The sequence below is a fragment of the Oceanicaulis sp. UBA6590 genome, from assembly GCF_002433705.1.
GTDB lineage: Bacteria > Pseudomonadota > Alphaproteobacteria > Caulobacterales > Maricaulaceae > Oceanicaulis.
Genome location: NZ_DJIQ01000022.1, coordinates 258,549 through 284,125, shown reverse-complemented (window position 1 = coordinate 284,125; position 25,577 = coordinate 258,549). Strand labels below are relative to the sequence as shown.

Sequence of the window (25,577 nt, the reverse complement as noted above, 5' to 3'; positions counted from 1 at the left end):
TACAGGCGTGTCCGGACAGGTTAGAGAAGCTTGTGCAGCACAAGCAAGTAAAGACTTGAACAGATATGGATATAACCAATTGTGCAGCGCACCAGAATTTTGGCGACTCCACTCGGGAATTTTGCTGCGCAAGCGAAGCCTGCACTTCTCAAACGTAATGCAATTATGCTTTTATCTGCACTTCTGCATGCAAGTCCGACGTCAGAATACCTGCTGCGCCGCACTCAAAACAGACGCCATGAAAAAACCCCTCGGAGCCGGGCTCCGAGGGGTTTTATCTCAGGATGCCTGAGAGGATCAGGCGCTGGCGGCGCTGATCTCGTCAGACGGGTCACGCAGCACATAGCCGCGGCCCCAGACGGTTTCAATGTGGTGATCGCCGGAGGTGGCCGAAGCGAGCTTCTTGCGCAGCTTGCAGATGAAGACGTCGATGATCTTAAGCTCCGGCTCGTCCATGCCGCCGTAAAGATGGTTGAGGAACATTTCCTTGGTCAGGGTCGTGCCCTTGCGCAGGGAAAGCAGCTCCAGCATCTGGTATTCCTTGCCGGTCAGATGCACGCGCTGGCCATTCACTTCGACGGTCTTGGCGTCGAGGTTCACAGCGATGTCGCCGGTCTTGATGATCGACTGGGAGTGGCCTTTGGAGCGACGCACCACCGCATGAATGCGGGCGATCAGCTCTTCCTTGTGGAAGGGCTTGGTCATGTAGTCGTCAGCGCCCGAACCGAGGCCGCGCACCTTGTTGTCGATGTCGGCATTGCCCGAGAGGATCAGGATCGGCGTATCGACCTTGGCCACGCGCAGGGTTTTGAGCACGTCAAAACCGGGCATGTCCGGAAGGTTCAGATCCAGCAGAATGATGTCATAGTCATAGAGTTTGCCGAGATCGACACCCTCTTCGCCCAGGTCCGTCACATACGTGTTGAAGCCCTCTGACTTCAACATCAGCTCGATACCCTGCGCTGTCGCGCGATCATCTTCGATCAGCAGAACCCGCATCGGTTCCCTCCCATGGCCGACGCACGAATCACCACCTCCGCGCGACGTCACAACCGTTAACCTTATTCGCTATCAGAGGCGAGAAACCCTTATGGGAAGTTAACGACTGTTTGACTCCCGTGGCAGAATCGAGTCCTGCAGCTCGAATCACAGATTAAAGGCCATATTAATCATGAACTTGATTGTGCTGGAAAAAATTCACGAATCGTAAAAAAGCCCCCGCCGACAGACCGGCGAGGGCTTCTCAAATCCGTGGAAAACTCCGAAAATCTCAGCGGTTTTCAGGGCCTCGTTTTCAACGCCACAGAGCTATTCCGCGGCCTGCATCAGCGCCGGCGCCAACGCCGCCAGAACCGGCGCCCATTTGTCGTCCTGGCTCTGCACCCGGCCATCATAGAGGATGCGATCCTCATAGCCGCTGATCCACAAAGCCTCGGGATTGCGGCGCGCGATCACGATGTCGCTCTGCCGGTCCGAATGCGGCGTGCGGTGCAGGCGGAAAACGACCAGACCGTCCGCCAGCGCCTCACCCAGCTCGCCGCCCAGCGAACGCAAACGCTCATCCCCGTCGATGACCGAGACCATCTCCATCTTGCCCGCCTCGGTGGACAGGGCGAAGCGCGAGCGCTCGATCCCTGACAACCCATGCTGGCTTTCGGCGTGCAGCTTCCAGGCTTTCTCGACCGGCACGGCGAAGGCGCGGAAGCCCTCGATCTCGCGACACTGGAAGAAATAGTGATTGTTCACACCCATGCGCTTGAGCTCCTGCTGCATCAGGCGCAGGGCGTCCGCATCGTCATTCACGCCGTCAATGATGGGCGTCTGGTTCTCCAGCGTCACAAAGGGACGCGCCCGCAGTCGGGTCGCCGCCTGTTCCACGAGCGGGTTGCGCAGCGGGCGACCGCGCTCATCACGCACATAATCGCCGTTCACATCCAGACGCAGGAACTCATCGGGGTGGGTGAAGTGGACCATGAAGGCCACCAGCACCTGGGGATGCACCTCATGGAAGAGATCGAGCATGCGGAAGAAATTGTCGTCAAAGCGCTCGGGATAGAACGCCATCTCCTTGGTGCCGATGCGGATCACCTCGACGCCCGCTTCCGCAAGGCCATTGAGATAGTCAAACAGATTGCGGTTCGACAGCACCATCGGGTCGCCGCCCGACAACAGGACCTCGCGCACCTTGGGCTTGTGGGTGATCTCGCCGCGTTCGACCTTGGCGTTATGGGTCTCGATATAGTCCTTCACCTCGTGGATCGAGGCGGTGTCCTTGCCCGTCTTGCCGGTCAGGAAGTCCGACCGGTAGCAATACCGGCACCAGCTCGAACAGGTGCGCACCACATAGACGAGGCACAGCTCGTATTTGTGCAAGAGGCCCGGAATGGGGCTGTATTTGAGCTGGTTGGACGGATCGGCCTCGCCCGAGAGGTCTTCCATCTCTTCAGGACGCGCCTTGATCAGGTTCTTCACCGCCGTCGAGCGCTTGGCGAGATCAAGGTAATAGCCCGTCGCCCGCGGCGGCAAACGGTTTGAAACCCCCGCCGCTTCCAGCTCATCCAGCTCCTCGGCGGAATAAACCTCCGCCCCGCCCTCATCGAGATATTTGCGATACCGCGGCAGGTCGTGAACGACATAGCGGTTGAACTTGCTCTCTTCTATCTGGCCGTAGAGATTATCTTTGTTTTGACGCGAAATGGCTTTTTTCTTCGGGCGCGATCCTGCGATGCGCACAGTCTTGGCGTTGAGCGACATAAGGCTCCCTCGTCGTCGAATACTCGGCGGCGGCGCTTGCGCCAGCGATGTGAAACTAGGTGAGGCACCGGATTTCAGTCCCTCGACGCGCCCTGGACCTTCGTTCGAAGACCACCCCTTGCTGGCGCAAAGGCTCGGATACGGGCGCGTGAGCACGCTGTCAGGCGGCTGCAGCCCGTCGAGCCGAAGGGGAACATAGCCATTCGCACTCAAAAGAAAACCGGCTTACGGAAGTTTATTGCGCGCGTCACAAAGCAAGTTCGTGCAGCGACGTTTACGCGGCTGAAACCGCGTTTGGGTTAAACAAGGGTTCCAAGCGGGGAAAAGCCCTGTGCAACAACGCGAGAAGAGCGGTGGATAGCCTGATCGACCGGATCTCCAATCTGGAGACCCGAACGTTCAAAGGCCGCGTATCAGCGGTCAACGGCCTGTTGGTCGAGGCGGAGGGGCCGGCGATGGCGCTGACCCTCGGCGCGCGCGCTCATCTTGACGGTCCTGTCAAAGCCAGTTTCGAAGTCGTCGGCTTTCGGGGCGAGACCGCCCTGATGATGGCCTATGACGATCTGACCGGCGTCCGCCCCGGCGCGATCGCCACGCTCGATCCGCGCGGCGACGCCATCCGTCCGCACAAGGCCTGGCTGGGTCGGGTGATGGACAGCTTCTGCCGCCCACAGGATTCTCTGGGCTTCCTGCCCGAGGGCGATGTGGAGTACGCCCTCAAAGGCCGCCCGCCGGGCGCCCATAGCCGCCAGCGTCTGGGCGAACGCCTCGATCTGGGCGTGCGCGCCATGAATGTCTTCACCCCGATGCGGCTGGGCCAGCGCCTGGGTGTCTTCGCCGGCTCGGGCGTGGGCAAGTCGGTACTGCTGTCCATGCTGGCGCGCGGCTCTGAAGCGGATGTCATCGTCATTGGCCTGATCGGCGAACGGGGCCGCGAAGCCCGCGAATTCGTCGAGGACGTGCTGGGCCCTGAAGGTCGCGCCCGCTCTGTCGTGATCACCGAAACCTCGGACGCTCCCGCCCTGGCGCGGCGCCGGGCCTGTTACACCACGATGGCGACGGCGGAATACTTCCGCGATCAGGGCCTGAATGTCCTGTGCCTGATGGATTCCATCACTCGCTTCGCCCTCGCCCAGCGCGAAATCGGCCTCGCCGCGGGCGAGCCGCCGACCACGCGCGGCTATACGCCTTCGGTCTTTGCTGAACTGCCCGGCTTGCTCGAGCGCGCCGGCCCCGGACCGCAGGGCACGGGCACCATCACGGGCCTGTTCACCGTGCTGGTGGACGGTGATGACCATAACGAACCCATTGCGGACGCCGTCCGCGGTATTCTGGACGGCCATATCGTGATGAGCCGTTCGATCGCCGAGCGCGGGCGGTTCCCCGCGATCGACGTTCTCAAATCGATTTCTCGCTCCGCGCCCGAAGTCTATGCGCCCGAAGAGGCGCCGCTCGCGCGTGAAGCTCGAAAACTCCTCGCCGCCTATGCGGACATGGAGGAGCTGATCCGACTGGGAGCCTATTCCAGCGGGTCGAACCCGGAGGTGGACCGGGCGATCGCGGCCAATGAACCGCTTGAAGCATTCCTGGGACAGGGAAAAGACGAGACCTCATCCATTGGAGAGAGTTTCGCACACCTGGCCGGGATTTTGGGTGATGGATAGGGATAAGACATGGCGACACGTTCACACGCACCGCTGATCCGGCTGGCCCGGTTCAAGGTTGAGGAACTGCAAAAGCAGATGGCCGAGATCGAGCGCGCCCGCGCCTCGATCAACGATCAGATCGACCGGCTCGAGGAAAGCGTTCCTGAAGAGCAGGCGATCGCAGAGGAAAACCGTGACGGCTACCTCGCCTATGGCAGCTATGCCCGCTCGGTGATCCAGCGCAAGGACAAGCTGCGCACGTCTCTGGGCGAGGTGGATGCGCAGGCCGACGAGCTGCGCGGCCGTCTGGAAACGGCGTTTGCCGATCTCAAGAAATACGAGCTGCTTGAAGAGCGTCGCCTGACCCGCATCCAGGATGCGCTTAAGGCCGCCGAGCAGGCCCAGATGGACGAGATCGCCGGCCAGATGCGTCGACGCGCCCAGTAACAGGACCGCCCCGGCTCTCAACCCTCGTCAGGCGCAACCACGCCTGAGAGGAGAGTTTTGGCTTGATCCCAATCCTTTACACAGTATTAATCCCCTTCAGACGTGACGGATCCTGGGGGGGATATGAGGGGACGACGCATACTGGAGCTGGGGCTGGCCGCGATGATTGCGAGCGGCGGCCTGTTTGCAGCCTTCGTACCGGGCGCCGCCTCTGACGCGCCAGTCCATGACCTTGATCCGTCGCTCACCGGTCACGCCCTGCCCACACCCCGGGTCAATCCCGCTCAATTGCGCAATCCGGAATTCTATCGCGACCTGAGAATCTCCGAAGCCTCGCGACGTGTGGCCAACGCAGTCATGTCCCACACGGTTGATCTCGATAACTCCAGGCCGGACGAGCGGATCGCCTCTCCTCACATCGCCATGGAAGGCTTCGCCATCTCGCCGCGCGCGCAATCGGAATCCGGCGATGGCTGGTCCGCCTCGGCGCTTGGCGTGCAGGTGCGCGTCAATCCGGAGACCGGCGTCTCAGATCCGCAATGGTGGATTGTGGGTGGCGCGGGCCGCGAGAGCTATGCCGTTTCGCCGGGCAGTCTGCGCGAGTTCACGGTCGCCCCCTTCTCGTCCGAAACCGTGATCGGCGACACCCATGTGGGCGTCGCCGTCAAGCTCTCCGACCGCGCCCACGCCAGCTTCGGCTATGTGCGGGAAAAGCGTGAGTTTCATCTTGGACGCGAGGACTGGGAGGAAGACGAACACTTCCTCGGCGTCGGCCTGCACGCGCGCTGGTAGCGAGGATCAGGCCGCCGAGGCCAGTTTCGCCGCCATGGCGGGTTTGGCGTACAGACCCCGATGCCCGCTGATCGGACGCAGGCTGTCGGTCAGACCGACCACCGTTTCCGCCGCGCCCAGAAGCAGGAAGCCGTCATCGGCCAGTTGCGCCGCCAGACGGTCGAGCACCTTGGCCTTGGTCTGGATGTCGAAATAGATCAGCACATTGCGGCAGAAGATAACGTCCATCTTGCCGAAGCGCGCAAAGTCATCGAGCAGGTTGGCCTGTTCGAAGCGCACTTTCTGACGCAGCTGGGGTTTGATCCGCCAGGAATCGCCGACCTGATCGAAATGCTTCACCAGGCGCTGGATCGGCAGGCCGCGCTGCACCTCGAACTGGGTGTAGATGCCCGCCTTGGCTTTCTCCAGCACAGGCGCGCTCATGTCCGTGGCCAGAATATCCGCGCTCAGGCCGGGGATCTCATCCAGCAACATGCCCAGGGAATAGGGCTCCTGTCCGGACGAGGCCGCCGCACACCAGATTTTCAGCTGGCGTCCCATGCGCGCCGTCTTGAGCGCCGGCGCAATCACGTTCTCGAACAGGTCAAACGGCGTCTTGTCGCGGAAGAAGAAGGTTTCATGCGTGGCGAGCGCCTCGCTGGCGGCCACGCAGATGCGCTGGTCGCCGCGCATCATGGCGTCGATCAGGGCCTCAACGGAGGCGAACCCTTCCTTGCGGGCGAGCGGGCCCAGCCGACTGTCGATCAGGTACGCCTTCTCCTGGCCGAGCACCAGGCCTGAACGCTTGCGAACATCCTGACAGAGAAAGTCGAACTTGTTTGAAGGAAGAGCGCTCATAGCGGTCCTTTCAGGCGCCGGGTCAGTTCCGGCCCAATGTCTTTTAGGCTCAAGATTTGGTCTGCGAGTCCGGCTTCGGCAACCGCGCCCGGCATGCCCCAGACCACGCTGGACGCCTGATCCTGGGCGATGACCTGGCCGCCGGCCTCACGAACAGTGCGGGCGCCGTCGCGGCCGTCATGACCCATGCCGGTCAACACGACGGCGAGCACGCCATTGCCGGCGACCTTGGCGCAGCTGTTGAACAGCGGATCCACGGCCGGACGGCAGAAATTCACAGGCGGGGACTGATCCAGATGGGTCGTGATCACCCCGTTGTTCGAACGCAGGGTCATGTGGAAATCACCCGGCGCCAGATAGATGCGGCCCGGACGCAGCGGTTCGCCTTCCTTGGCTTCCGCAGCCGGCATGCCCAGCTTGCTCAGGTGCTCGGCCAGAATGGCGGTGAACAGCTTGGGCATGTGCTGGGTGATGACGATGGGCACATTGGTGTCGCGCGGCAGCGCGCCGATGACGTCGCGCAAGGCCTGCGGTCCGCCCGTGGACGAGCCGATCGCGATCAGGCTGGGCCGGCGCGCCGGCGCCACGGGGCGCGGCGTTGCGGGTTTGACCGAGATTGGACGCGGCGCCATCCCGGCCGGGCGCGGGCTCAGCGCCACCAGCTTGTCGAGCAATTCCTTGCGATAGGCTTCCGCTCCCGCCACGCGGCCCGCCTCGGGCTTGGGCGCATAGTCGGCCGCGCCCAGCGACAGGGCGCGCATGGTGATCTCGCCGCCCTTCAGGGTCAAAGTGGACGCCATCACCACCTTGGCCTTGGGGCAGGCCTTGAGGATTTGCGGCAGGGCCGTCAGCCCGTCCATGCGCGGCATCTCAATGTCGAGCACCACGATGTCAGGCTGCAGTTCGGCCGCCTTGCGCACGCCGACTTCGCCATCTGAACAGGTCGCTGCAACCTGCAGGCGGGAATCCGCCTCGATCCAGCGCGACACCAGACCGCGCACCACGGCGCTGTCGTCGATGATCAAGACGCTGGGCAGCCCGGATCGGCCCGCAGGGGAAGCAGATACGCTCACTTGGTTCTTCCGATCTAGACCAGGCCGGTTTCGGCGAATTTGCTCTCGATGATGTCACCGTCAAACGGCTTCATGACATACTCATCCGCACCCGCGCGCAGCGCCTGGGTGATATGGGCCATGTCATTCTCGGTCGTGCAGAACACGACGACAGGCTTCTTCCCGTCGGGCTCTTCGCGCAGCTTGATCAGGAAATCCAGGCCGTTCATGACCGGCATGTTCCAGTCCAGAAGCACCGCCTCGGGCATGTTCTTCTTGCAGTAATCCAGCGCCTGCTGGCCGTCGGCGGCCTCTTCACAGGCAAAGCCCAGATCTTCAACGATTTTACGGGCGACTTTCCGGATAACCCGGCTGTCATCCACAACAAGGCAGGTCTTCATAGCCATGCTCCAAGATTAAGCCGCAAGTCCGCCTTGCCAGGCGATCAGGGCTCGGATGTCCAAAACCGCCAACAAATCCTTTTCCAGACGGTGAACGCCCTTGAGCAGAGCGCGCCATTTCGGATCCAGATGGGCCGGGGTGGGTTCAAGCGTATCGGATTTCAGGCGCATGACTTCGCCCACCTGGTCGACCAGGACCCCGAACAGCTCCGTACCTTCTTCTAGTCCCAGGGCCATGACAGCGGCGTCCGGGTCGCGGGGCGGCAGCCCCAGACGGTGGCGTGCATCAACCGCCGTCACGATGCGGCCGCGCAGGTTCAACAGGCCCGCGATTTCTCCCGGCGCACGCGGGACAGACGTCACGTCCTGCGGCGAGAAGACTTCCCGGATCTGTTTAACTTCGACGCCGAACAGCTGGTCGCCAATGCGAACCGTGACGTATTCGAAGCTATCTTCAACAGACATGCCTGCTCTCCTCTAGGCCGCGCTGCGCGCGGCTTGGTCCAGCGCCGCGATCAGGCCGCCACGATCCCCGGCCGGCATGATGGCGACAAAGCCCTCGGTCGACTGGGTGTAATCGTGCTCACCGACGCCCAGTCTAGGCACATTGGTGTAAACACCTTCTTCCTGAAGACGCGCGAGTGCAGCCGGATCCCCGACCAGCACGTCGTATTCCGCGCCCATGGTCGCCGCGTCACGCGCTTCGTGAAGCCCGCCCGCCACGGTGACGTCATAGCCCGCCGCCGCCAGCAGCGGAGCCAGCATGCGCCGGGAGAAGGCGTCGGCCTCAACCAGCAGCACCGCATTGCGGCCCGTGCCGGACTTGCCCTTGCGCTGCGGCGCGCCATTCCAGGCGCGTTGCATGTGCCAGGCGATATCGAGCACTTCGGTCGCCTTGCCCTTGATGATGGCCGAACCGATCACGCCCGGGCGATCCGATCCCATTTCCAGATCGAGGCGCTCTTCCACCACGTCGAGGATCTCGTCCACCGCGACGCCCGCGGAGCGGCCATCCTCGGCGAAGACCAGAACCGGCTGACGCCCCTCGGTGGGGAAGTGATCCATGCCGCCCGCATGCGCCAGAGGCAGCAGGCGTCCGCGATACTGAACCACATAACGTCCGTCGGTCTGTTCGATGGTGTTCGCTTCGAAGTCTTCCAGACGCGTGATGAGGCTGACCGGAACCGCCTTGGGCTCCTCCCCGCCGGCGCGGACCAGCAGCAGGCGCTGGCGGCCATTGGCGCCATGCGCCTCGGACGCGTCCTCGGCGGCCGCATCGCTCTTCTCTTCGTCCTCGGCGGAGGAGGTTTCCTGCGCCAGACCGTTGGGATCGAGGATCATGATCACCGAGCCGTCGCCCAGAATGGTCGCGCCGGAGAACACATTGATGCTGCGCAGCGGACCCGAGAGCGGCTTGACCACGATCTCCTCGGTGTCGAGCACGTCATCCACCACAAGGCCGATCTTGCGGCCGGCCGCCTCGAGCACGATGACATAACCGGTCATTTCGTCTGCAGAGGTCGGCGGCGCGGTGTTCAGCACTTCGGTCAGCGCAATGACCGGCAGAAGACGGTCGCGCAGGCGGATCATGTTCGCGCCATTCAGCGTCTCGACCGCGATCGAGGAGCCCGCGCCCACCCGGACCAGCTCTCGCACCGACAGTTGCGGCGCCGCGAAGCGCTCCTCGCCCGATTTCACGATGAGGGCGGAGACGATCGCCAGGGTCAGCGGGATCTTGATGGTGAAGGTGGTGCCCTTGCCCTGTTCGGAGAACAGTTCGATGGACCCGCCAATCTGTTCGATATTGGTGCGCACCACGTCCATGCCGACGCCGCGGCCGGACAGGTTGGTGACCGCCGCCGCCGTCGAGAAGCCCGGCGCGAAGATGTAGCGCTGGATCTGCGCTTCGCTCATGTTCTCGAGTTCGGCCTCGGTCGCGAGACCCTTCTCGATCACCTTGGCGCGAATCTTTTCGGCGTTCAGCCCGCGACCATCATCGATGATCTTCATGATGATGGCGCCGCCTTCGTGATAGGCGGACAGCTTCACCGTGCCCATTTCACTCTTGCCGGCGGCGACGCGCTCATCGGGCGTCTCCAGGCCATGGTCGCAGGAGTTGCGGATCATGTGGGTGAGCGGATCACGGATCAGCTCGAGCACCTGCCGGTCCAGCTCGGTGTCTTCGCCTTCCTGGACGAGGCGGATCTTCTTGCCCAGCTCCTGGCTGACGTCGCGCACGATTCGCGGCAGCTTGCGCCAGGCGTCGCCGACCGGCTGCATGCGGGTCTTCATGACGCCGTCCTGCAGCTCGGCGGTCACCGAGGACAGGCGCTGCAGCGGGGTCTTCAGAGCGGAATCGTCGGAATCGCGAACGATCTGGTGCAGCTGGTTGCGGGCCAGAACGAGCTCGGAAACCGTCGTCATGAGGTTTTCGAGCGTATCCACATTCACGCGGATGGTCGCCTGGGAGCGATGGGATTGCTGCTGACCGCCATCATCATTGGCCGGCGCCTTGGCTGCCTTGGGCGCCGCGCTCGCAGCCGCCGGAGCTGGCGCTGACGGTTCTGATTTCACAGGCGCAGCCGCCTGAACCAGGTCTTCCTCTGCGTCGTCATCGGCCTCGAGGTCGTGATCGTGATCATGACCGGCGTCGGTTTCGGCCTCGGCCTCGAACTCTGGCCCCGGGGTCGCGAGGAAGGCCGCCTCGAGATCCGCCAGGGAGACCTCGCCGGGGCGAAGCTCGCGGCCGAGATCCGCATCATAACCGGAGGGCCCTTCATCGGCTTCGGCGACAATTTCGGGCTCGGGTTCGGGCTCCGGCTCGGGTTCGGGAATGATTTCAGGTTCGGGCGCTGCAGCGGCAGGCGCGCCGGCTTCAGGATCGCCCTTGCCCATGGACAGGGATTCCAGACGATCGATCAGATCGCGGTCCTCGCCTTCAGGCTCGACGCCTGTCTGCTCGAGACCATTGGTGATCTCCTTGATCCGATCCAGGGATTTGAGAACCACGGTCACGGCGTTGGAGTCCGCAACCATGTCGCCGTCCCGGAACTTGCCCAGAAGCGTCTCACCTGCGTGAGCAATCGCTTCCAGCCGTTCCAGGCCGAGGAATCCGCACGTCCCCTTGATGGTGTGAAGCAGCCGGAAAATATTATCCAGCGTCGCACGATCCGTCGGATCCGCCTCAAACTTTACAAGCTCAACGTCAATGACGTCGAGGCTCTCCGACGTCTCTGCGAGGAACTCGCCGATCAATTCATCCATGGTCAGCCCCGGTGTTACAAAGCGGCTTTGTCACCAACACTGTCACGGGCAGAGTTAACGCAAGGTTGGGAACCTGCGCATTCCGTCAAAAGATGTAAGGGATTATTCAGCAGCCTTGATCTGGCTGCCTTCCGGACCAATGAGAGCGGCCAGTTCGACCCGGTCTCCGTCCAGCCGGGCTTCCGCCCGACCACCACTTTCGCGTGCAATCAGCCCGGCATAATAGGGCTGCACGGAACGGCCATCGTAACCATCCTCGGGACGCTCGCCGCGAATGGCTTTCTGATACGCTTCGTCCAGACGCAAACGCATGCCCTTGGCCGCCACCCGCAAGCGCGCACCGCCATCGGAGCTGGCGCTGGCCTCAATGATGACATCGCCGCCGCGCGGCAGGCTGTCCACGCCGATCCAGATCAGATTCAAGAGCACACGGGCCGCCGTCTTGCTGATGGCGCCGCCATCCGAAGGCCAGACCAGATCAGGACGGGAATCCTCGAACATCGGCTCGGCCAGGGACTTGATCTCGGACAGGCTGACCTCGCCTCCCCGTGAGCCGGCGGCGCCGAAACAGACGCGCGCATATTCCAGCTTGGCCCGGATCTGCTTGGCGCCGGTCCGCAGCAGGGCGATGGCGTCATCGCGCATGTCCAGGGCGCTTTCATCGTCCAGAACGGACAGGGCCGCGCCCATGGCGCTGGTCGGTCCCGCAATGTCGTGACAGACGCGGGAGGACAGCAGGGCTGCGAGTTCGGCGGCGGTGGGGGCGGTCTCTGTGCTCATGATCAGTATGCTTAATGCGATTCTCGACTGGAAAAGGGTTAACGGCCTGCGTGAAACTCACACATCGTCATCGAGATCGTCATGTCCGCTGCGGCTGGAATGAAACACCAGCATCATCAGGCCGATGCCCAGCGCCGTCGTGAACACGACTCCCAGAAAGAGCGCCAGCCAACCGTGCCAGCTCATGGAAAAGGCGATCTCGCCGCCATCCATGCTGGTCCAGACAGACACGGACACCCAGACCGAAGCCGCCAGCAGCGCGCCCATCACCACGATGGCCACAAAAATACCCTTCATGGACAATCCCTTCCCTGATACGGGCTCCACATCAAACCGCGCAGCATCTTTGCATCCTGTTAAGCGATGCGCCCTAAATCGAAATATATGGGTAACCCTTAGCCCGGATTTACGACGGGCGCCCTGCCGGACTGGAACGAAGATTGCAGTAAACGGCACTTCCAGATGCGTTTCAGGCGCGCTAGCATTCCCCCGCTGGTGGGGAGCAATGAGGGATAATCTGCGTACATGTCCGGATTTGATGTGCACTTGGCCGACGCCCGGCGTTCACGCTCTTTAGTCTTCTTCATCGCAGTCGGGGCCGCCCTGTTGCTGACGGTCGGGTTCCTGATCAGTCGCGACCAGAGCGATCCGCGTCTGATGGCGCAAGCCCAGACCGAGATGGCGGATGATGACGCGACCGAAATGTCTGCGGAGTCCGCAGATGCTGATGATGCCGCCGTCTCCCCGCTCGAAGCGCTTGACGCGGCGCCCCAGTCTTCGGTGTTGACCGAGCATGCCCTGTTCACCAATCCGAACAAGCGCCCGGCCGTGCACAGCGTGGACGTGACCGTGCGCCGCGGCCAGACCTTCGCCAGCGTTTTGTCGGATGCCGGCGCGGACCGCGTTGACGCCGCCCGCGCGATCAATGCGCTTGATCCGCTCTACGCCGCGCGCCTTCTGCGCGCCGGGCAAGATCTGACGCTCTATTTTGAAACGCCTGCGCCCTATGAGATCCAGCATGCCTTCAACACCGAAGAAGGATCCGTCTCCACCACGCGGCTTGCGGGCTTCTCCTTTCGTCCCGATCAGGAACGCACGCTGACCGTGTCACGGGACGGCCAGGGCCAGTTCCACGCCCGTGAAGCCACCGCCAGCCTGCGCCGCGAAGTCGTGCGCGTGCGCGGCGAGGTCAGTTCCAGCCTCTATCTGTCCGCCATCGAGCTGGGCGCGACCGACCGCGTCGTCTTCGAACTGGCCAATATCCTGGGCTTCGCCGTCGACTTCCGCACCGTCCAGCCGGGCGACCCGTTCGATGTGGTGTTCGAGCGTTTCGTGAACAGTCGTGGCGAAACCGTGCGCACGGGCGACATCCTCTATGTGGTGTTCGACGGTCGCGGCGATCCGCTGGAATACTTCCGCTATGAAATGGATGACGGCGAAGTCGGCTATTACACCGGCGAAGGCGAAAGCGCCCAGCGCCTCCTGATGCGCATGCCGATCAACGGCGCCCGCATCTCCTCGTCCTTCGGCATGCGCTTCCACCCGGTCCTCAATCGCAACCGGCCTCATAACGGCACCGATTTCGCCGCGCCGCGCGGCACGCCGGTGATGGCCGCCGGCGCAGGCATTGTCGAGCGCGCCAACCGCTTTGGCTCCTTCGGCAATTATGTCCGTATCCGCCACGCCAACGGTTATCAGACCGCCTATGCGCACCTTCAGGGCTTCGCCAGCGGCGTGCGCGCCGGCACGCGGGTCCAGCAAGGCCAGATCATCGCCTATGTGGGCACCACCGGTCGCTCCACCGGCCCGCACCTTCATTACGAAGTGCATCTGAACGGCAATCCGACCAATCCGATGAGCCTGGATCTTCCGACCGGTCGCCGACTGGAAGCCGATGAGCTGGATGATTTCACCCGCGCGCGCGATGAATTGCTCCAGATCCGCGACAATGCTCCGCCGGCGCTGGACGTCCGCGAGGATGGCGGCGCCATCCTGACCGCGGACAATGCCGGCGACGCGTAAGCGTCAGGCGCTGCGTTTCAAGCGATAGCTGAGAAAGGCCAGAACGTCCCGCGCGGCTTCCAGCGTGGGCTGGCCGTCTTCGGCGATCAGATCCTTGGTCAGAACGGCATGGGGAAAGGGATTGCCCTGAGGGTTCTTGGCCGCGTCAGGCAGGACCCGCGTCTCGAGGCAGTCGCCCAGCAAATCCTCAAGCGCGGCGAACCGCGCCGCCTTGCATGACGGGTCCCCGTCAAAACGCAAGGCCATCATTTCCAGATTCTCGCGCTGTGACAGAGCCTCCGCCTCGTCCGGATCAAGATGGATCGAACCCGCCGCATTGAACGGCAGGGCGGGCTCGCACGCGACCGCTGCAATGACGCTCGGCTCCACCGCCACCGACCAGGCGAAATTGCCCGTGAGACAAAGCCCGACGGCGCCCACACCCGGCCCGCCGCACTCTTCATGCACCTCACGCGCCAGGGTGCGCAGCCAGTCTGAAATGGGTGAGCCGCCTGATTTGGCGAAGAGACGGATTTCCCGGCTGACGCAGGCGCGCGCCATGCCGCCCACCTTGCCGTGGATCTCCACCAGCTCTTCATGCGGCGTGCCGGCGGCGTCATAAAGCGCGGGGGCGTAGACCCTGAACCCGGCGGCCACGATCCAGTTCGCGAGCCTCCAGAACTCCGGCACGAAGCCGGGCAGCTCATGCATCAGGATGATGCCCGGCCCCTCTCCTTTCACCAGGACAGGATGCGCCATGCCCTGGGCTTCCCAGTCAAACACCGTGGCGAAGGGCGTACGGTCATCCTGCGCCAGTATATCGGAGTAGAGCGCCTGTCGGCTCTCGGATTCAAACTGCGCCATCCAGTGTCCCTCAAGGTCAGGGTCCCGCTGCGACCAGCATGACCGCATTTGCGTCAGTCAGACAGTCCTCATTTTCCGCCAAGGACGAGCTTCAGCTTGACCCCGCGGTCAGCCAGGCGTATCTGCAGCGCCCTGAGCTGGAAGCGCTCGCCGTCCGCAGGATTTCGATCCCTGGTGAAGTCTTCCCTTTGATCTTGTGTCAGTCGTGCAGCTTTCAGGCGGCGCGGCGGCAATGCGGGCCCCGCCGGTATTCAGGCCGCCTTCATGAAAGGCGCACACCATGACGACCCAAATCCTGCCCGATATTGCTGAGCTGAAAGCTCAGGCCAAACGCCTGCGCGCGGCGCTGGTGGATGACGGCGATTTCATCACCCATTCTGAATCCCTTGAGCTTCTGGCGAAGCAATACGGCTTTCGGGACTGGAACACGCTCCACGCCCGCGCCGGCAATCGCCCGAGCGAACCCTATCGCGTGGGCGACCAGCGTTCAGGCGCCTATCTCGGCCAGTCCTTCACCGGCGAAATCGTGTCGGTCAAACGCCTCGCAAACGGCGCGCTCTACCAGGTCAGCTTCGACTTTGACGAGCCGGTGGATGTGGTGCGGTTCGACAGCTTCTCGGCGTTCAGAAAACGCGTCAGCGTAACGCTTGACCGGGATGGCGTGTCGCCAGACCGGACGTCCGACGGCCAGCCTCACGTAAGATTGCGGGCGGTCTAGCGCGCGTACGCCTTCACAAAAAGCGTGATTGCATTGTCGATCACGGCAGCCTGCGGCAAGGGCTCTGCGCCCAGCATGACCGGCCAGAAGACGGGCTCTTTCACGAGCCCCATGAACTGGCGGGCGGCGAGCGCAGAATCCATGTCCGGGCTCAGAACGCCGCGTGCCTTTTCCGCTTCCAGACGCGTGACCAGCACCTGGGTGGCGGGCAGCTTGCCCGCCTCCAGCACCGCACGGGCGAACTCGGGCTGCACCACCGCCTCACTGATGACGAGACGCAGAAAGCCCTTCATCTTCTCCTCAGACAACGCATCAAGCACGCCGGACGCGAAGCCTTCCAGAAACGCTGTCAGATCGAGATCATCAGGAAGCTCGGACAGACGCGTCCTTAATCCTTCATAGAGACGCGCCGCGACAGCGCCGACCAGATCCGCCTTGGAGGGAAAGCGGGCGTAGAGCGTGCGCTTTGAGGCGCGCGCGGCCTTGGCCACCGCCTCCATGCTTACGCCGTTCACGCCCTGCGCCACAAAAAGCGATTCAGCCGCGTCCAGAAGGCGCGCCGTTACCTCGTCCCTCGACGACGGATCGGTTTTTTCCGGTTCCGGACTTGAAGCGGTCATCCTGAAGACCCATTGTAAACGGTACGGTACCGTACCATGCTTTTCTTCTATTGAGGTCTACCATGAAAACTCTGACTCTCACCGGCTTGTCGACACCTGTCGCAAGGCTCGGACTGGGCTGTATGGGAATGAGCGAATTCTACGGCTCGTCTGATGACGCCCAATCCTTGAAAGTCATGGCGCGCGCGGTGGAGCTGGGCGTGACGCTGTTTGACACCGCTGACATGTATGGCGAGGGGCGCAATGAAGAACTCGTCGGGCAGTTTCTGAAAACCCGCCGGGACGCCGTCACCCTCGCCACCAAATGCGGCATCATTCGCAACAACGAGCCTGCCGCCCGCTCCATCGACACCTCGCCGGACTACATCAAGGCGGCCTGCGACGCTTCGCTCAAACGTCTCGGCGTGGAGGTGATCGACCTGTACTATCTGCACCGCCTGGATGGCGTGACCCCGATTGAGGACTCCATGGGCGCCCTCGCCGATCTCGCCAAGGCCGGCAAGATCCGGGCGGCGGGCCTGAGTGAAGTCAGCGCCAGCACGCTCAAACGCGCGCATGCCGTCTTTCCGGTCAGCGCCCTGCAATCGGAATACTCACTGACCACCCGCGACCCTGAATCGGACGGCACGCTTGAAACCTGCCGTGAGATCGGGGCGGCCTTTGTGGCCTATTCCCCGCTGGGGCGTGGTCTTCTCGCCGGGGCCTTCCGCAGCCCGGACGATCTTGAGGACGGTGATCTGCGCAAGATGGCCTACTTCCCGCGCTTTCAGGGCGACAATCTCGCCGCCAATGTGGCGCTGGCGGACCTCATCGCGCAGATGGCGTCAGACCGCGGCGTCACTCCAGCCCAGCTGGCGCTCGCCTGGCTCCTGTCAAAAGACGGCGTCCTGCCCATTCCGGGCACGCGCAAGATCGAGCGGCTGGAAGAGAACGCCAGGGCGCTCGAGTTCAATCTGAGCGCGGCCGACATCCAGGCGCTGGAAGCGGCGACGCCGCCAGACGCGGTCAAAGGCACGCGCTATGCCGAGGGCGGCATGGCCGTCCTGTCGCGCTAGTCCACACGCAAAACGGGGCGGAGCCGCTGGCTCCGCCCCGTTTCACACAAGCCCCGCCCTCCGGGCAGAAGACTTATTGGATGACTGCGGCCTTGGGCGGCTGAGCGTTGCGGCTCACGGCCTTGCCGTTCACCGTCAGCGCGCCGCCTTCGGTCGAGACCTTCAGCGTTTCACCGTCCTGCAGGCTACCCTCCAGGATCAGGCGCGCCAGCGGGTCCTGCAGCTCTTTCTGGATCACGCGCTTCAGAGGACGCGCGCCATAGGCGGGGTCATACCCCTTGGTCGCGAGCCACTGACGCGCGCTCTCATCAAGCTCCAGCGTCATCCGGCGATCCGCCAGGAGCTTCTCAAGCCGCTTGAGCTGGATGTCGACAATGGCGCCCATATGCTGCTCCTCGAGACGACGGAACAGAATGATCTCGTCGATCCGGTTGAGGAATTCGGGCCGGAACGAAGACCGCACCACATCCATGACCTGATCGCGCGCCGCCTCCACATCACCGGCCAGCAGGAACTCGGACCCGAGGTTCGAGGTCATGATCAGGATGGTGTTGCGGAAGTCGACCGTGCGGCCCTGACCATCGGTCAGACGTCCATCATCGAGCACCTGCAAGAGCACGTTGAAGACGTCCGGGTGCGCTTTCTCGACCTCGTCGAACAGCACGACCTGATAGGGCCGACGCCGCACGCTTTCGGTCAGCGCCCCGCCCTCTTCATAGCCGACATAGCCCGGAGGCGCGCCGATGAGGCGGGCGACGGAGTGCTTCTCCATGTATTCGGACATGTCCATGCGGGTGACCGCGGTTTCGTCGTCAAACAGGAACTCCGCCAAGGCCTTGGTCAGCTCGGTCTTGCCCACGCCCGTCGGGCCGAGGAACAGGAAGGAGCCGATGGGACGGCTGGGATCTTTAAGGCCCGCACGCGAACGGCGCACGGCGTCAGAGACCGCTTCAAGCGCCTCTTCCTGGCCGACGACCCGCTTGCGCAGACCCTCTTCCATGGCCAGAAGCTTCTCGCGCTCGCCTTCAAGCATCTTGTCGACCGGCACGCCGGTCCAGCGGCTGACCACAGCCGCGATCTGCTCTTCGTCCACGACCTCTTTGACGAGGGCGGAAGAGTCATTCGCGGCGCCGTCAGCGGCGTCTTCAGCCTCTTTCAGCTGCTTTTCGATCTGAGGGATCTGGCCGTATTTCAGCTCGGACGCCTTGCCGAGATCGCCGCGGCGTTCCGCATCGGCGAGTTCGGCGCGCAGGCGATCCAGCCGCTCCTTGAGTTCGGTCGAGGAGGCGAGCTTGTCCTTCTCAGCGCGCCAGGCCGCGGTGAGCTCGGCGGAGCGGCCTTCGAGCTCGGACAATTCCTTGTTCAGGCTTTCCAGACGCTTCTTGGACGCCTCGTCTCCCTCTTTCTTGAGCGCTTCAGCCTCAATCTTCAGCTGGATGATCCGGCGGTCGAGCTCATCAAGCTCTTCGGGCTTGGAATCCACCTGCATGCGCAAGCGGGCCGACGCCTCGTCCATCAGGTCGATCGCCTTGTCGGGCAGGAAGCGGTCGGTGATGTAACGGTTCGACAGGGTCGCCGCCGCCACGATGGCGCCGTCCGCGATGCGCACCCCGTGGTGCACTTCGTATTTCTCCTTCAGACCGCGAAGGATGGAGATGGTGTCTTCCACCGTCGGTTCTTCCACGAAGACCGGCTGGAAACGCCGCGCCAGAGCGGCGTCCTTCTCCACATGCTTGCGATACTCATCGAGCGTCGTCGCGCCCACACAGTGCAGCTCACCGCGCGCCAGAGCCGGCTTGAGGAGGTTGGACGCATCCATTGCGCCATCGGTCTTGCCCGCGCCGACCAGCGTGTGCATCTCGTCGATGAAGAGGATGATGTTGCCGCCAGCCGCTTCGACTTCGTTCAGCACCGATTTCAGGCGCTCCTCGAACTCGCCGCGATACTTCGCGCCAGCAATGAGAGAGCCCATATCTAGGGCGAGGAGGCGTTTGCCTTTGAGGCTTTCCGGCACGTCGCCATTGACGATGCGCAGGGCCAAGCCCTCGGCAATCGCGGTTTTACCTACGCCCGGCTCACCGATCAGCACCGGATTGTTCTTGGTCCGGCGCGACAGCACCTGAACCGCACGGCGGATCTCCTCGTCCCGGCCGATGACCGGATCAAGCTTGCCTTCCCGCGCCACTTCGGTGAGGTCGCGCGCGTATTTCTTTAGCGCCTCATAGCTGTCTTCGGCCGACTGGCTGTCGGCGGTGCGGCCCTGACGCAGATCATTGACGGCGGTGTTGAGCGCCTGAGGCGTCACGCCCGCCTGCTTGAGGATTTCCTCGGCCTTCTGGCCCTTCACCAGGGTCAGGCCCTGCAGGATGCGCTCGGCGGTGATGTACTCATCGCCCGCCTTCTTGGCGGCTTCCTCGGCGGTGGTGAAGACCTCGGCGGTCTTCGGCGCCAGATACAGCTGGCCCGTCGCGCTCTCCACTTTCGGAAGCGCGGTCAGAGCCCGCTCGGTCAGGTCAGCAGCCACGTCGGGACGACCGCCCGCCGCCTTGATCAGATTGACCGTCAGCTTCTGGTCGTCATCCAGGAGCGCCTTCAGAAGGTGCTCGGGCGAAAAGTGCTGGTTCTTGTTCTTGAGCGCCAGACCCTGCGCGCCTTGCAGCACGGTTCGGGCCCGGTCGGTGAATTTTTCAAAGTCCATAGTCATGTCTCCTGAGGTTCAGCGAGACAGGCGGGGTCGGCGACCTTCTTGGAAGCATCCCCATACCGCCCTGTCAGAGTTCGAAGTAGGTGTTGCATATCCGGCACACAAGAGGCTGTGCACGGAAAAGACGAACGGTCGCAGGGAGAAGGGTGAGGCCGAACAAAAAAGGCGACGCAGTCGCCTGCGCCGCCTTCAATATGAATGCCCCGGCCCTTACGCGATTTTCTCGGCGATATAGGGCGGCAGGGCGAAGCTGCCCTTGTGGATCTCGGGGCTGTAATACTTGGTCTTGATATCGAGCGCAGCGAAACGCTCGCGGATCTTCTCGATGTCGCGATCAAAGGTCGCTCCGTCATTGGTCGCGAAACCCAGCGCCATGAAGCCACCCGAAAACGCCGGCACGCAGATCAGGTAAAAGCCCGAATGCTTGAACAGCGATTTGAAGCTGTCTGAGGTGGATTTGACCGGCTCGGGATGGATCGCGGCGAGGCCTGACTGGGTGACGATGACGCCGCCCTCATTCAGCAGCTTGGAGCAGGCGGTGTAGAATTCACGGGTGAACAGCACCGCGCTCGGCCCGACCGGGTCAGAGGAGTCGATCAGGATGAGATCGAATTTGTCCGAGGTCTCCTCGACATATTTCGAGCCATCCGCGATCACCACATTAACGCGCGGATCATCGAACGAGCCCTGGGGCACGTCCGGGAACCATTTTTTGGAGAACTCGATCACGTCCGGGTCGATCTCCACGAGGGTGATCGATTCAACGCCCTTGTGCTTGAGCATTTCGCGCATGGCGCCGCCATCGCCGCCGCCCACGATCAGCACACGCTTGACCGCGCCGTGCGACAGGAGCGGCACGTGGGAGACCATCTCGTGATAGATGAACTCGTCCGCCATGGAGACCTGCACCAGACCGTCAATCGCCAGCACGCGACCGTTCTCGTTGTTTTCGAACACGATCAGGTCCTGAACGTCAGAGGCTTCGGCATAGAGCAGATTGTCGATGCGCAGGCCATTGCCGATCCCCTCGCTCAGGGATTCCCGGAACCACAGATCGCCATTGGCGTCGCGATAGGTGTGCTTGGGCGTATCGGTCATGAAACTCTCCTGAAGGCGCGTGCAGGAACGCTGATGGCGGGTCGCGGGTTTACTCGCGTCCGCGTCGCTTGAAGGCAAGGGAAAATGTGAAAAGGAGCGGTTCTTGGCAGAACCGCTCCCTGTCCGTCAGCCCTGTGGGCGAAAAGCGCTTACGCGCCCTCGCCGCGCAGGATTTCGGTGACGCGCACCTCAGCGGCCTCGAAGGCCTCCTTGAGGATCGCGACCGCCTTGATCGGCTGGGCGTCGCCGCACATGAACACGTCGAACGCCGCATAGTCGCGCTCGGGCCAGGTGTGGGTCGAGATATGGCTTTCCGCCAGCACCGCCACGCCGGACACGCCGCCATTGGGCTCGAACACGTGCGTGTGGATGTGCAACAGCGTCGCGCCGCAGGCTTTCACGCAATCGCGGAACGCCTGCTGGATGCGATCTTCATCGGTCAGGTGACGCGCGCCCATCAAGTCGATGATCAGGTGACGGCCCGCCACCTGCTTGCCGTCGACCATGATGAAGTGGTCGAGATCGTCCTTGGCGTTGGCGTCAACCGGCTCGAACGCGGTGTCGAATTGCGGGTTGTCCGCCAGGGTCAGTCCATCCATGAGAGGTCCTTCCGTGTGGGAACGCGGCGCTCGGCCGCGCTCACTCCCGTTTGTTCTTGTTAGAAAGCGTCGTTGAAAAGGTCGGCGAACCGACGACGGGGACGCGTTTTCCACGCGCCGCGATGGAAGACGTCAGAGACGATCACCGGCGCCACCGTGGTGGCTTCGGCATAGACCATCTGCTCGAGCGCCACGTCCACCTTGCCCCAGGAGCAGGCCTCCTTCAGGGTCGAGGACGAGCAGGCGCCGTCGCGCACGTCCGCCACGGTGATCTGCACCGCATATTTGTGCATTTCCACGTCTTCGTGGCCGAGGATCTCGGCGCAGACAACGGTGTCCTGCGCGAAGTTCTTCGGCACGCCGCCGCCCACCATGAACAGGCCGGTCGAGCCCGCCTTGATCTTGATGTCGGTCAGTTCGCGGAAATCAGCCACGGAGTCGATGGACACATAGCCCTCGCCCGCCTTGATGCGCTTGACCTGGTGCTTGACGAGACCGAAGCCCGCCGAGCAATCGGAAAACGCCGGCACGAAGATCGGCACGCCATGGCGATAGCACTCTTCGATCAGAGAGCCTTCCTTCTTGGCGTTGCCGTCCGCGAGCCATTTGCCCATCGCCTTGATGAAGGCGCGCGAGCTGATCGGACCGGCGGGAAGGCTGTCAGCGATGTCGCCAATGATATGGTCGCACGCCTGCAGGTCTTCCTCGTCGATATAGGTGTCGTAGATGCGGTCGATATAGAGATCGCGCAGCACCCGGTCGTCGGGGACTTCCTTGGCCTGATAGTGCTTGAAGCCCAGCGCCTCGAAGAAATCCATGTCCACGATGGACGCGCCCGTGGCTACCACGGCGTCGACCATGTTGTTGCGGATCATGTCGCGCCACACATGCATGCAGCCGCCGGCCGAGGTCGAGCCTGCGAGCGTCAGGATGACGGCGCAGTCCTTGTCCTCTTGGGACGCCTGCAGGATGCGCGCGGCGCGGGCCGCGTCGCGGGAGGTGAAGCTCATCTTCTCCCAGGCATCGATGATCACACGACCGTCAAAGCTGGAAATATCGATGTGTTCGACCGGGCTGGAGAGCAGCTCGGCCTTGCGGTTTGAGGTGTCAGTCATCCTCAACGCCTTTTCATAATACGGTTACGACGGCGCCGGTTGAGGCGCGAGAAGGACACCACACGTCCGGAAACGTCTTCAGCAGCCGCCGCCGGCTGATCGGCCACAGGCCGGTCATAGACGGACGCCCAGGGAAAGTCGGAGACCGTCTCGGTCTCCACTTCGCCGAAGCCGTTGAACCGGGTGGCCATGGCCACGCCGTATGCGCCCAGCATTGCGAACTCGATCACGTCGCCTTCAGACAGATCCACCGGCAGTTCAACCGGTGCGGAGACAGCGTCAATGGCGTCGCATGTCGGCCCGTACAGGCGGAAGCCGGCGGTCTGACCGCTGGGTTCGCCCTTGGCCCGGTGCACGCGGATCGGATAGGGCCACTTCATGTGGACCAGATCGAACAGCGTGCCGTAAGCGCCGTCATTGAGATAAACCTGATCGCCCTTGACCAGCTCGACGCGGGTCAGGATCGAGGTGGATTCCGCGCACAGCGCCCGGCCAGGCTCACACCACAGATCGGCGTTCTCGAGAACCATCATCTCCTCGAACGCATTCTCGATGGCGGCCACATACTCAGACAGCGGCGGCGGGGTCATGCCCGGATAGGCCACGGGGAAGCCGCCGCCCACGTCCACGATGTCGACGGTGACGGCCGCGCGCTTGATCAGGCGGGACACGTCCAGCATGGCCCCCCGATAGGCGCTCGGCGCCATGCACTGGCTGCCCACATGGAAGCTCACGCCGAGCTCGTCCGCATAGACGCGGGCGCGCTGGATCAGCTCCACGGCGTCGTCTTCGGACGCGCCGAACTTGCCCGCCAGCGGCAGGGTCGCGCCGTCATTGGAGACCGCGATCCGCACCACCAGGGTCAGGTCCTTGGCGTAACCGGTTTCAACGAGAATCTTCTCGAGCTCGGCTTCACAGTCGAGCACGAAGATCCGCACACCGTAATCGAAATAGGCCTTGTTGATGGCGCGCCGGCTTTTCACCGGATGCATGAACGCCATCGTCGCATCCGGACACCGGGATGCGATCAGCTCAACTTCATTCAGCGACGCCACATCGAACCAGCGCATGCCAGCGGCATACAAGGTGTCGATCACCCACGCGGACGGGTTGGACTTGACCGCGTAGAGAACTTCGCCGGGAAAATTGTTCTGGAACCAGGATGCCGCAATCGTCAGTCGATCGGGCCGCGCGCAGGCGACCGGGCCTTCGACAGGCCGAGAGCGGACCAGGTCCAGGGGCGTATGGTAATGAGACAACTCACGGAACCCCCTGCTTGTTGTTAACCCAATCCGGCATCGAGCGCGTCGCCTCCGCCGGGACGGCGCGAATTAGTACCTGTGACCTTCCATGTAAAGCCGAAAATACGCGCGCCTGTCATTTTTTTGGGCTCCGAATTCTTTGACCGGCTCATCAGAACATCGATCCGCCTCAAAAAAAAGTTTTGCATATGACGTCCCGTCCCCGGAAACCGGCCCGAATGCCTTTGCGCCAAAGGCGATCTGGCAATTAAGTCACGCGCCTGTCATACAAATGACGTGCTCGTCGCGTTAAAAGACACAACGCTGTCCGCATCTGAAAGTTCCAGGAGAACTCGCATGGCCTATCTGCGCGCCGACCATGGTTTCATCGCTCTGGCGATGCTGGCCCTCGCTGCGTGCGGCGAACCGCGTGAGGAGATTGTCCTGCTCGACGAACCCGCCGAGACGGTCGAACCCGCCGCCCAGACTTCAGCGAATCTTGGCGCAGGGGTTGGCGGGCGCGAGGGCCTGCGCATGGTGGGGTCCTCTACCGTGTTTCCCTTCGCCACCGCGGTCGCAGAGAATTTCGGCGCCAAGAGCGCTTTCCCGACCCCGGTGGTGGAATCAACCGGCACGGGCGGGGGCATGAACCTGTTCTGCGCCGGCGTGGGGCTGGGCTTTCCCGATCTCACCGGAGCGTCGCGCCCCATCAAGGCGACCGAGTACCAGCTGTGCCAGGACAATGGCGTTGTGGCCATCACCGAAATCCCGATCGGATATGACGGGATCGTCCTGGGCAATTCGGTGGTTTCGGATGCCATGGACATCGAGCGCGTTCAGCTTTTCCTGGCCCTGGTCGCTGAAACCCCGATGCCGGTGGACGCCGAGGGCCGTCCCTTGTTTGACGGGCGGGGCGAGATCAGCGAAGGCCGAAGCTATGGCGAGATCGCCGGGTTTTCCTGTGATTCCTTCATTACCAACCCGTTCCAGCGCTGGTCCGACATTTCAGCCGAATTGCCGTCTCAACGCATCGAGGTGTTTGGACCGCCGCCCACCTCGGGGACGCGCGACGCCTTTGTCGAACTCGACATGATCGAGGGCGCCCAGCATGTGCCCTGTCTGGATGAGCTTAGCGACACGGATGCGCACATGTTCGAACGCCTGGCCTCGCGCATTCGCGAGGATGGCGCGTGGGTGGACGCAGGCGAGAACGACAACACGATCGTACAGACTCTCGCGAACTCCCCCTCCGCCTTCGGGATTTTCGGCTATTCCTTCCTCGAGCAGAATGGCGACCGCATCCAGGCCGCGCGCATCGACGGGATCGAACCGACCTATGAGAACATCTCCAACGGCGTCTATCCCGGCTCGCGTTCCTTGTTCGTGTACGTCAAGAACCAGCATGACGGCGTTGCGCCGGGCCTGCAGGCCTTCGTGGAGGAGCTGACCAGCGAGGATGCGTGGGGTCCGTTCGGCTATCTGGCGGAACGCGGACTGATCGCGCTGCCCGAAGCCCGCCGCCAGCAAGCCGCCGAAGAGGCGCGCGCGCTCACCCCGATGCAGATGCCCGGCTAGCTCCAGAAGCGCCC

The 25,577-nt window shown here is 62.9% G+C and carries 23 protein-coding genes; 7 read left to right on the top strand and 16 right to left on the bottom strand.

Annotated features, from left to right (window positions below; genetic code table 11):
- Positions 1–297: 297 nt before the first annotated feature.
- Positions 298–999, bottom strand: a complete 702-nt coding sequence (gene ctrA, locus B2Z70_RS05040; protein ID WP_009802937.1) for a response regulator transcription factor CtrA — start codon at positions 997–999, stop codon at positions 298–300.
- A 309-nt stretch (positions 1,000–1,308) separates the two neighbouring features.
- Positions 1,309–2,754 (bottom strand): KamA family radical SAM protein, encoded by a 1,446-nt coding sequence (locus B2Z70_RS05035; RefSeq protein WP_292981737.1) that lies wholly within the window; start codon positions 2,752–2,754, stop codon positions 1,309–1,311.
- 353 nt (positions 2,755–3,107) lie between these two features.
- Here B2Z70_RS05035 and B2Z70_RS05030 point away from each other — a divergent pair, with 353 nt between their 5' ends.
- The 3 genes from B2Z70_RS05030 to B2Z70_RS05020 all read left to right on the top strand — a co-directional run bounded on the left by B2Z70_RS05030 (position 3,108) and on the right by B2Z70_RS05020 (position 5,639).
- The gene (locus tag B2Z70_RS05030) at positions 3,108–4,418 is read left to right on the top strand and encodes a FliI/YscN family ATPase (RefSeq protein ID WP_292981734.1); all 1,311 of its coding nucleotides are present in this window, start codon (positions 3,108–3,110) and stop codon (positions 4,416–4,418) included.
- Between the two features lie 9 nt (positions 4,419–4,427).
- A complete protein-coding gene (gene fliJ, locus B2Z70_RS05025) occupies positions 4,428–4,847 on the top strand; it encodes a flagellar export protein FliJ (protein ID WP_009802934.1) in 420 nt (139 codons plus the stop codon).
- A gap of 123 nt (positions 4,848–4,970) precedes the next feature.
- Positions 4,971–5,639, top strand: coding sequence for a hypothetical protein (locus B2Z70_RS05020; RefSeq protein ID WP_292981731.1), 669 nt, complete (start codon positions 4,971–4,973; stop codon positions 5,637–5,639).
- A 6-nt stretch (positions 5,640–5,645) separates the two neighbouring features.
- On the opposite strand, the gene B2Z70_RS05015 is transcribed toward B2Z70_RS05020, so the two are convergent.
- From B2Z70_RS05015 to B2Z70_RS04985, 7 genes are all read right to left on the bottom strand, one after another.
- Entirely contained in the window at positions 5,646–6,476 is an 831-nt protein-coding gene (locus tag B2Z70_RS05015; RefSeq protein ID WP_292981728.1) for a CheR family methyltransferase, read from the bottom strand.
- Positions 6,473–7,549, bottom strand: coding sequence for a protein-glutamate methylesterase/protein-glutamine glutaminase (locus B2Z70_RS05010; RefSeq protein ID WP_040612703.1), 1,077 nt, complete (start codon positions 7,547–7,549; stop codon positions 6,473–6,475). The genes B2Z70_RS05015 and B2Z70_RS05010 overlap by 4 nt, the downstream gene beginning before the upstream one ends.
- A gap of 14 nt (positions 7,550–7,563) precedes the next feature.
- Positions 7,564–7,929, bottom strand: coding sequence for a response regulator (locus B2Z70_RS05005; protein ID WP_009802930.1), 366 nt, complete (start codon positions 7,927–7,929; stop codon positions 7,564–7,566).
- A 15-nt stretch (positions 7,930–7,944) separates the two neighbouring features.
- Positions 7,945–8,394, bottom strand: coding sequence for a chemotaxis protein CheW (locus B2Z70_RS05000; protein WP_009802929.1), 450 nt, complete (start codon positions 8,392–8,394; stop codon positions 7,945–7,947).
- Between the two features lie 12 nt (positions 8,395–8,406).
- Complete coding sequence (locus B2Z70_RS04995; RefSeq protein WP_292981718.1) at positions 8,407–11,193, bottom strand: chemotaxis protein CheA; 2,787 nt, start codon at positions 11,191–11,193, stop codon at positions 8,407–8,409.
- 102 nt (positions 11,194–11,295) lie between these two features.
- Positions 11,296–11,973, bottom strand: a complete 678-nt coding sequence (locus B2Z70_RS04990; protein ID WP_292981715.1) for a histidine phosphotransferase family protein — start codon at positions 11,971–11,973, stop codon at positions 11,296–11,298.
- Positions 11,974–12,030: 57 nt separating this feature from the next.
- On the bottom strand, positions 12,031–12,270 hold the full coding sequence (locus B2Z70_RS04985) for a hypothetical protein (RefSeq protein ID WP_009802926.1): 240 nt from the start codon (positions 12,268–12,270) through the stop codon (positions 12,031–12,033).
- Positions 12,271–12,498: 228 nt separating this feature from the next.
- Here B2Z70_RS04985 and B2Z70_RS04980 point away from each other — a divergent pair, with 228 nt between their 5' ends.
- Positions 12,499–13,995, top strand: a complete 1,497-nt coding sequence (locus B2Z70_RS04980) for a M23 family metallopeptidase (protein WP_009802925.1) — start codon at positions 12,499–12,501, stop codon at positions 13,993–13,995.
- A gap of 3 nt (positions 13,996–13,998) precedes the next feature.
- Here B2Z70_RS04980 and B2Z70_RS04975 read toward each other — a convergent pair whose 3' ends face one another.
- Positions 13,999–14,838 (bottom strand): dienelactone hydrolase family protein, encoded by an 840-nt coding sequence (locus tag B2Z70_RS04975; RefSeq protein ID WP_292981712.1) that lies wholly within the window; start codon positions 14,836–14,838, stop codon positions 13,999–14,001.
- Between the two features lie 280 nt (positions 14,839–15,118).
- Here B2Z70_RS04975 and B2Z70_RS04970 point away from each other — a divergent pair, with 280 nt between their 5' ends.
- Positions 15,119–15,556, top strand: coding sequence for a glyoxalase superfamily protein (locus B2Z70_RS04970; RefSeq protein WP_292981710.1), 438 nt, complete (start codon positions 15,119–15,121; stop codon positions 15,554–15,556).
- On the opposite strand, the gene B2Z70_RS04965 is transcribed toward B2Z70_RS04970, so the two are convergent.
- The gene (locus tag B2Z70_RS04965) at positions 15,553–16,176 is read right to left on the bottom strand and encodes a TetR/AcrR family transcriptional regulator (RefSeq protein ID WP_292981708.1); all 624 of its coding nucleotides are present in this window, start codon (positions 16,174–16,176) and stop codon (positions 15,553–15,555) included. The two genes, B2Z70_RS04970 and B2Z70_RS04965, sit on opposite strands and share 4 nt — an antisense overlap.
- A gap of 62 nt (positions 16,177–16,238) precedes the next feature.
- Between B2Z70_RS04965 and B2Z70_RS04960 the strand changes: the two genes are divergently transcribed.
- Positions 16,239–17,231: an aldo/keto reductase gene (locus tag B2Z70_RS04960; RefSeq protein WP_292981706.1), complete on the top strand. Its 993-nt coding sequence runs from the start codon at positions 16,239–16,241 to the stop codon at positions 17,229–17,231.
- Positions 17,232–17,304: 73 nt separating this feature from the next.
- Here the strand turns inward: B2Z70_RS04960 and clpB are convergent, their stop codons facing one another.
- The 5 genes from clpB to B2Z70_RS04935 form a co-directional block, all read right to left on the bottom strand.
- Positions 17,305–19,929 carry an ATP-dependent chaperone ClpB gene (clpB, locus tag B2Z70_RS04955; protein ID WP_292981704.1) on the bottom strand — a complete coding sequence of 875 codons (2,625 nt, stop codon included), beginning with the start codon at positions 19,927–19,929 and terminating at the stop codon, positions 17,305–17,307.
- 216 nt (positions 19,930–20,145) lie between these two features.
- On the bottom strand, positions 20,146–21,033 hold the full coding sequence (speE, locus tag B2Z70_RS04950) for a polyamine aminopropyltransferase (protein WP_292981702.1): 888 nt from the start codon (positions 21,031–21,033) through the stop codon (positions 20,146–20,148).
- A gap of 149 nt (positions 21,034–21,182) precedes the next feature.
- Positions 21,183–21,632: an adenosylmethionine decarboxylase gene (gene speD, locus B2Z70_RS04945; RefSeq protein ID WP_009802918.1), complete on the bottom strand. Its 450-nt coding sequence runs from the start codon at positions 21,630–21,632 to the stop codon at positions 21,183–21,185.
- A gap of 59 nt (positions 21,633–21,691) precedes the next feature.
- The gene (locus B2Z70_RS04940) at positions 21,692–22,747 is read right to left on the bottom strand and encodes a 1,9-bis(guanidino)-5-aza-nonane synthase (protein ID WP_292981699.1); all 1,056 of its coding nucleotides are present in this window, start codon (positions 22,745–22,747) and stop codon (positions 21,692–21,694) included.
- 2 nt (positions 22,748–22,749) lie between these two features.
- A complete protein-coding gene (locus tag B2Z70_RS04935; RefSeq protein ID WP_292981697.1) occupies positions 22,750–24,006 on the bottom strand; it encodes a type III PLP-dependent enzyme in 1,257 nt (418 codons plus the stop codon).
- 339 nt (positions 24,007–24,345) lie between these two features.
- Here B2Z70_RS04935 and B2Z70_RS04930 point away from each other — a divergent pair, with 339 nt between their 5' ends.
- A complete protein-coding gene (locus B2Z70_RS04930; RefSeq protein WP_292981695.1) occupies positions 24,346–25,563 on the top strand; it encodes a substrate-binding domain-containing protein in 1,218 nt (405 codons plus the stop codon).
- The last annotated feature ends 14 nt before the right edge of the window (positions 25,564–25,577 follow it).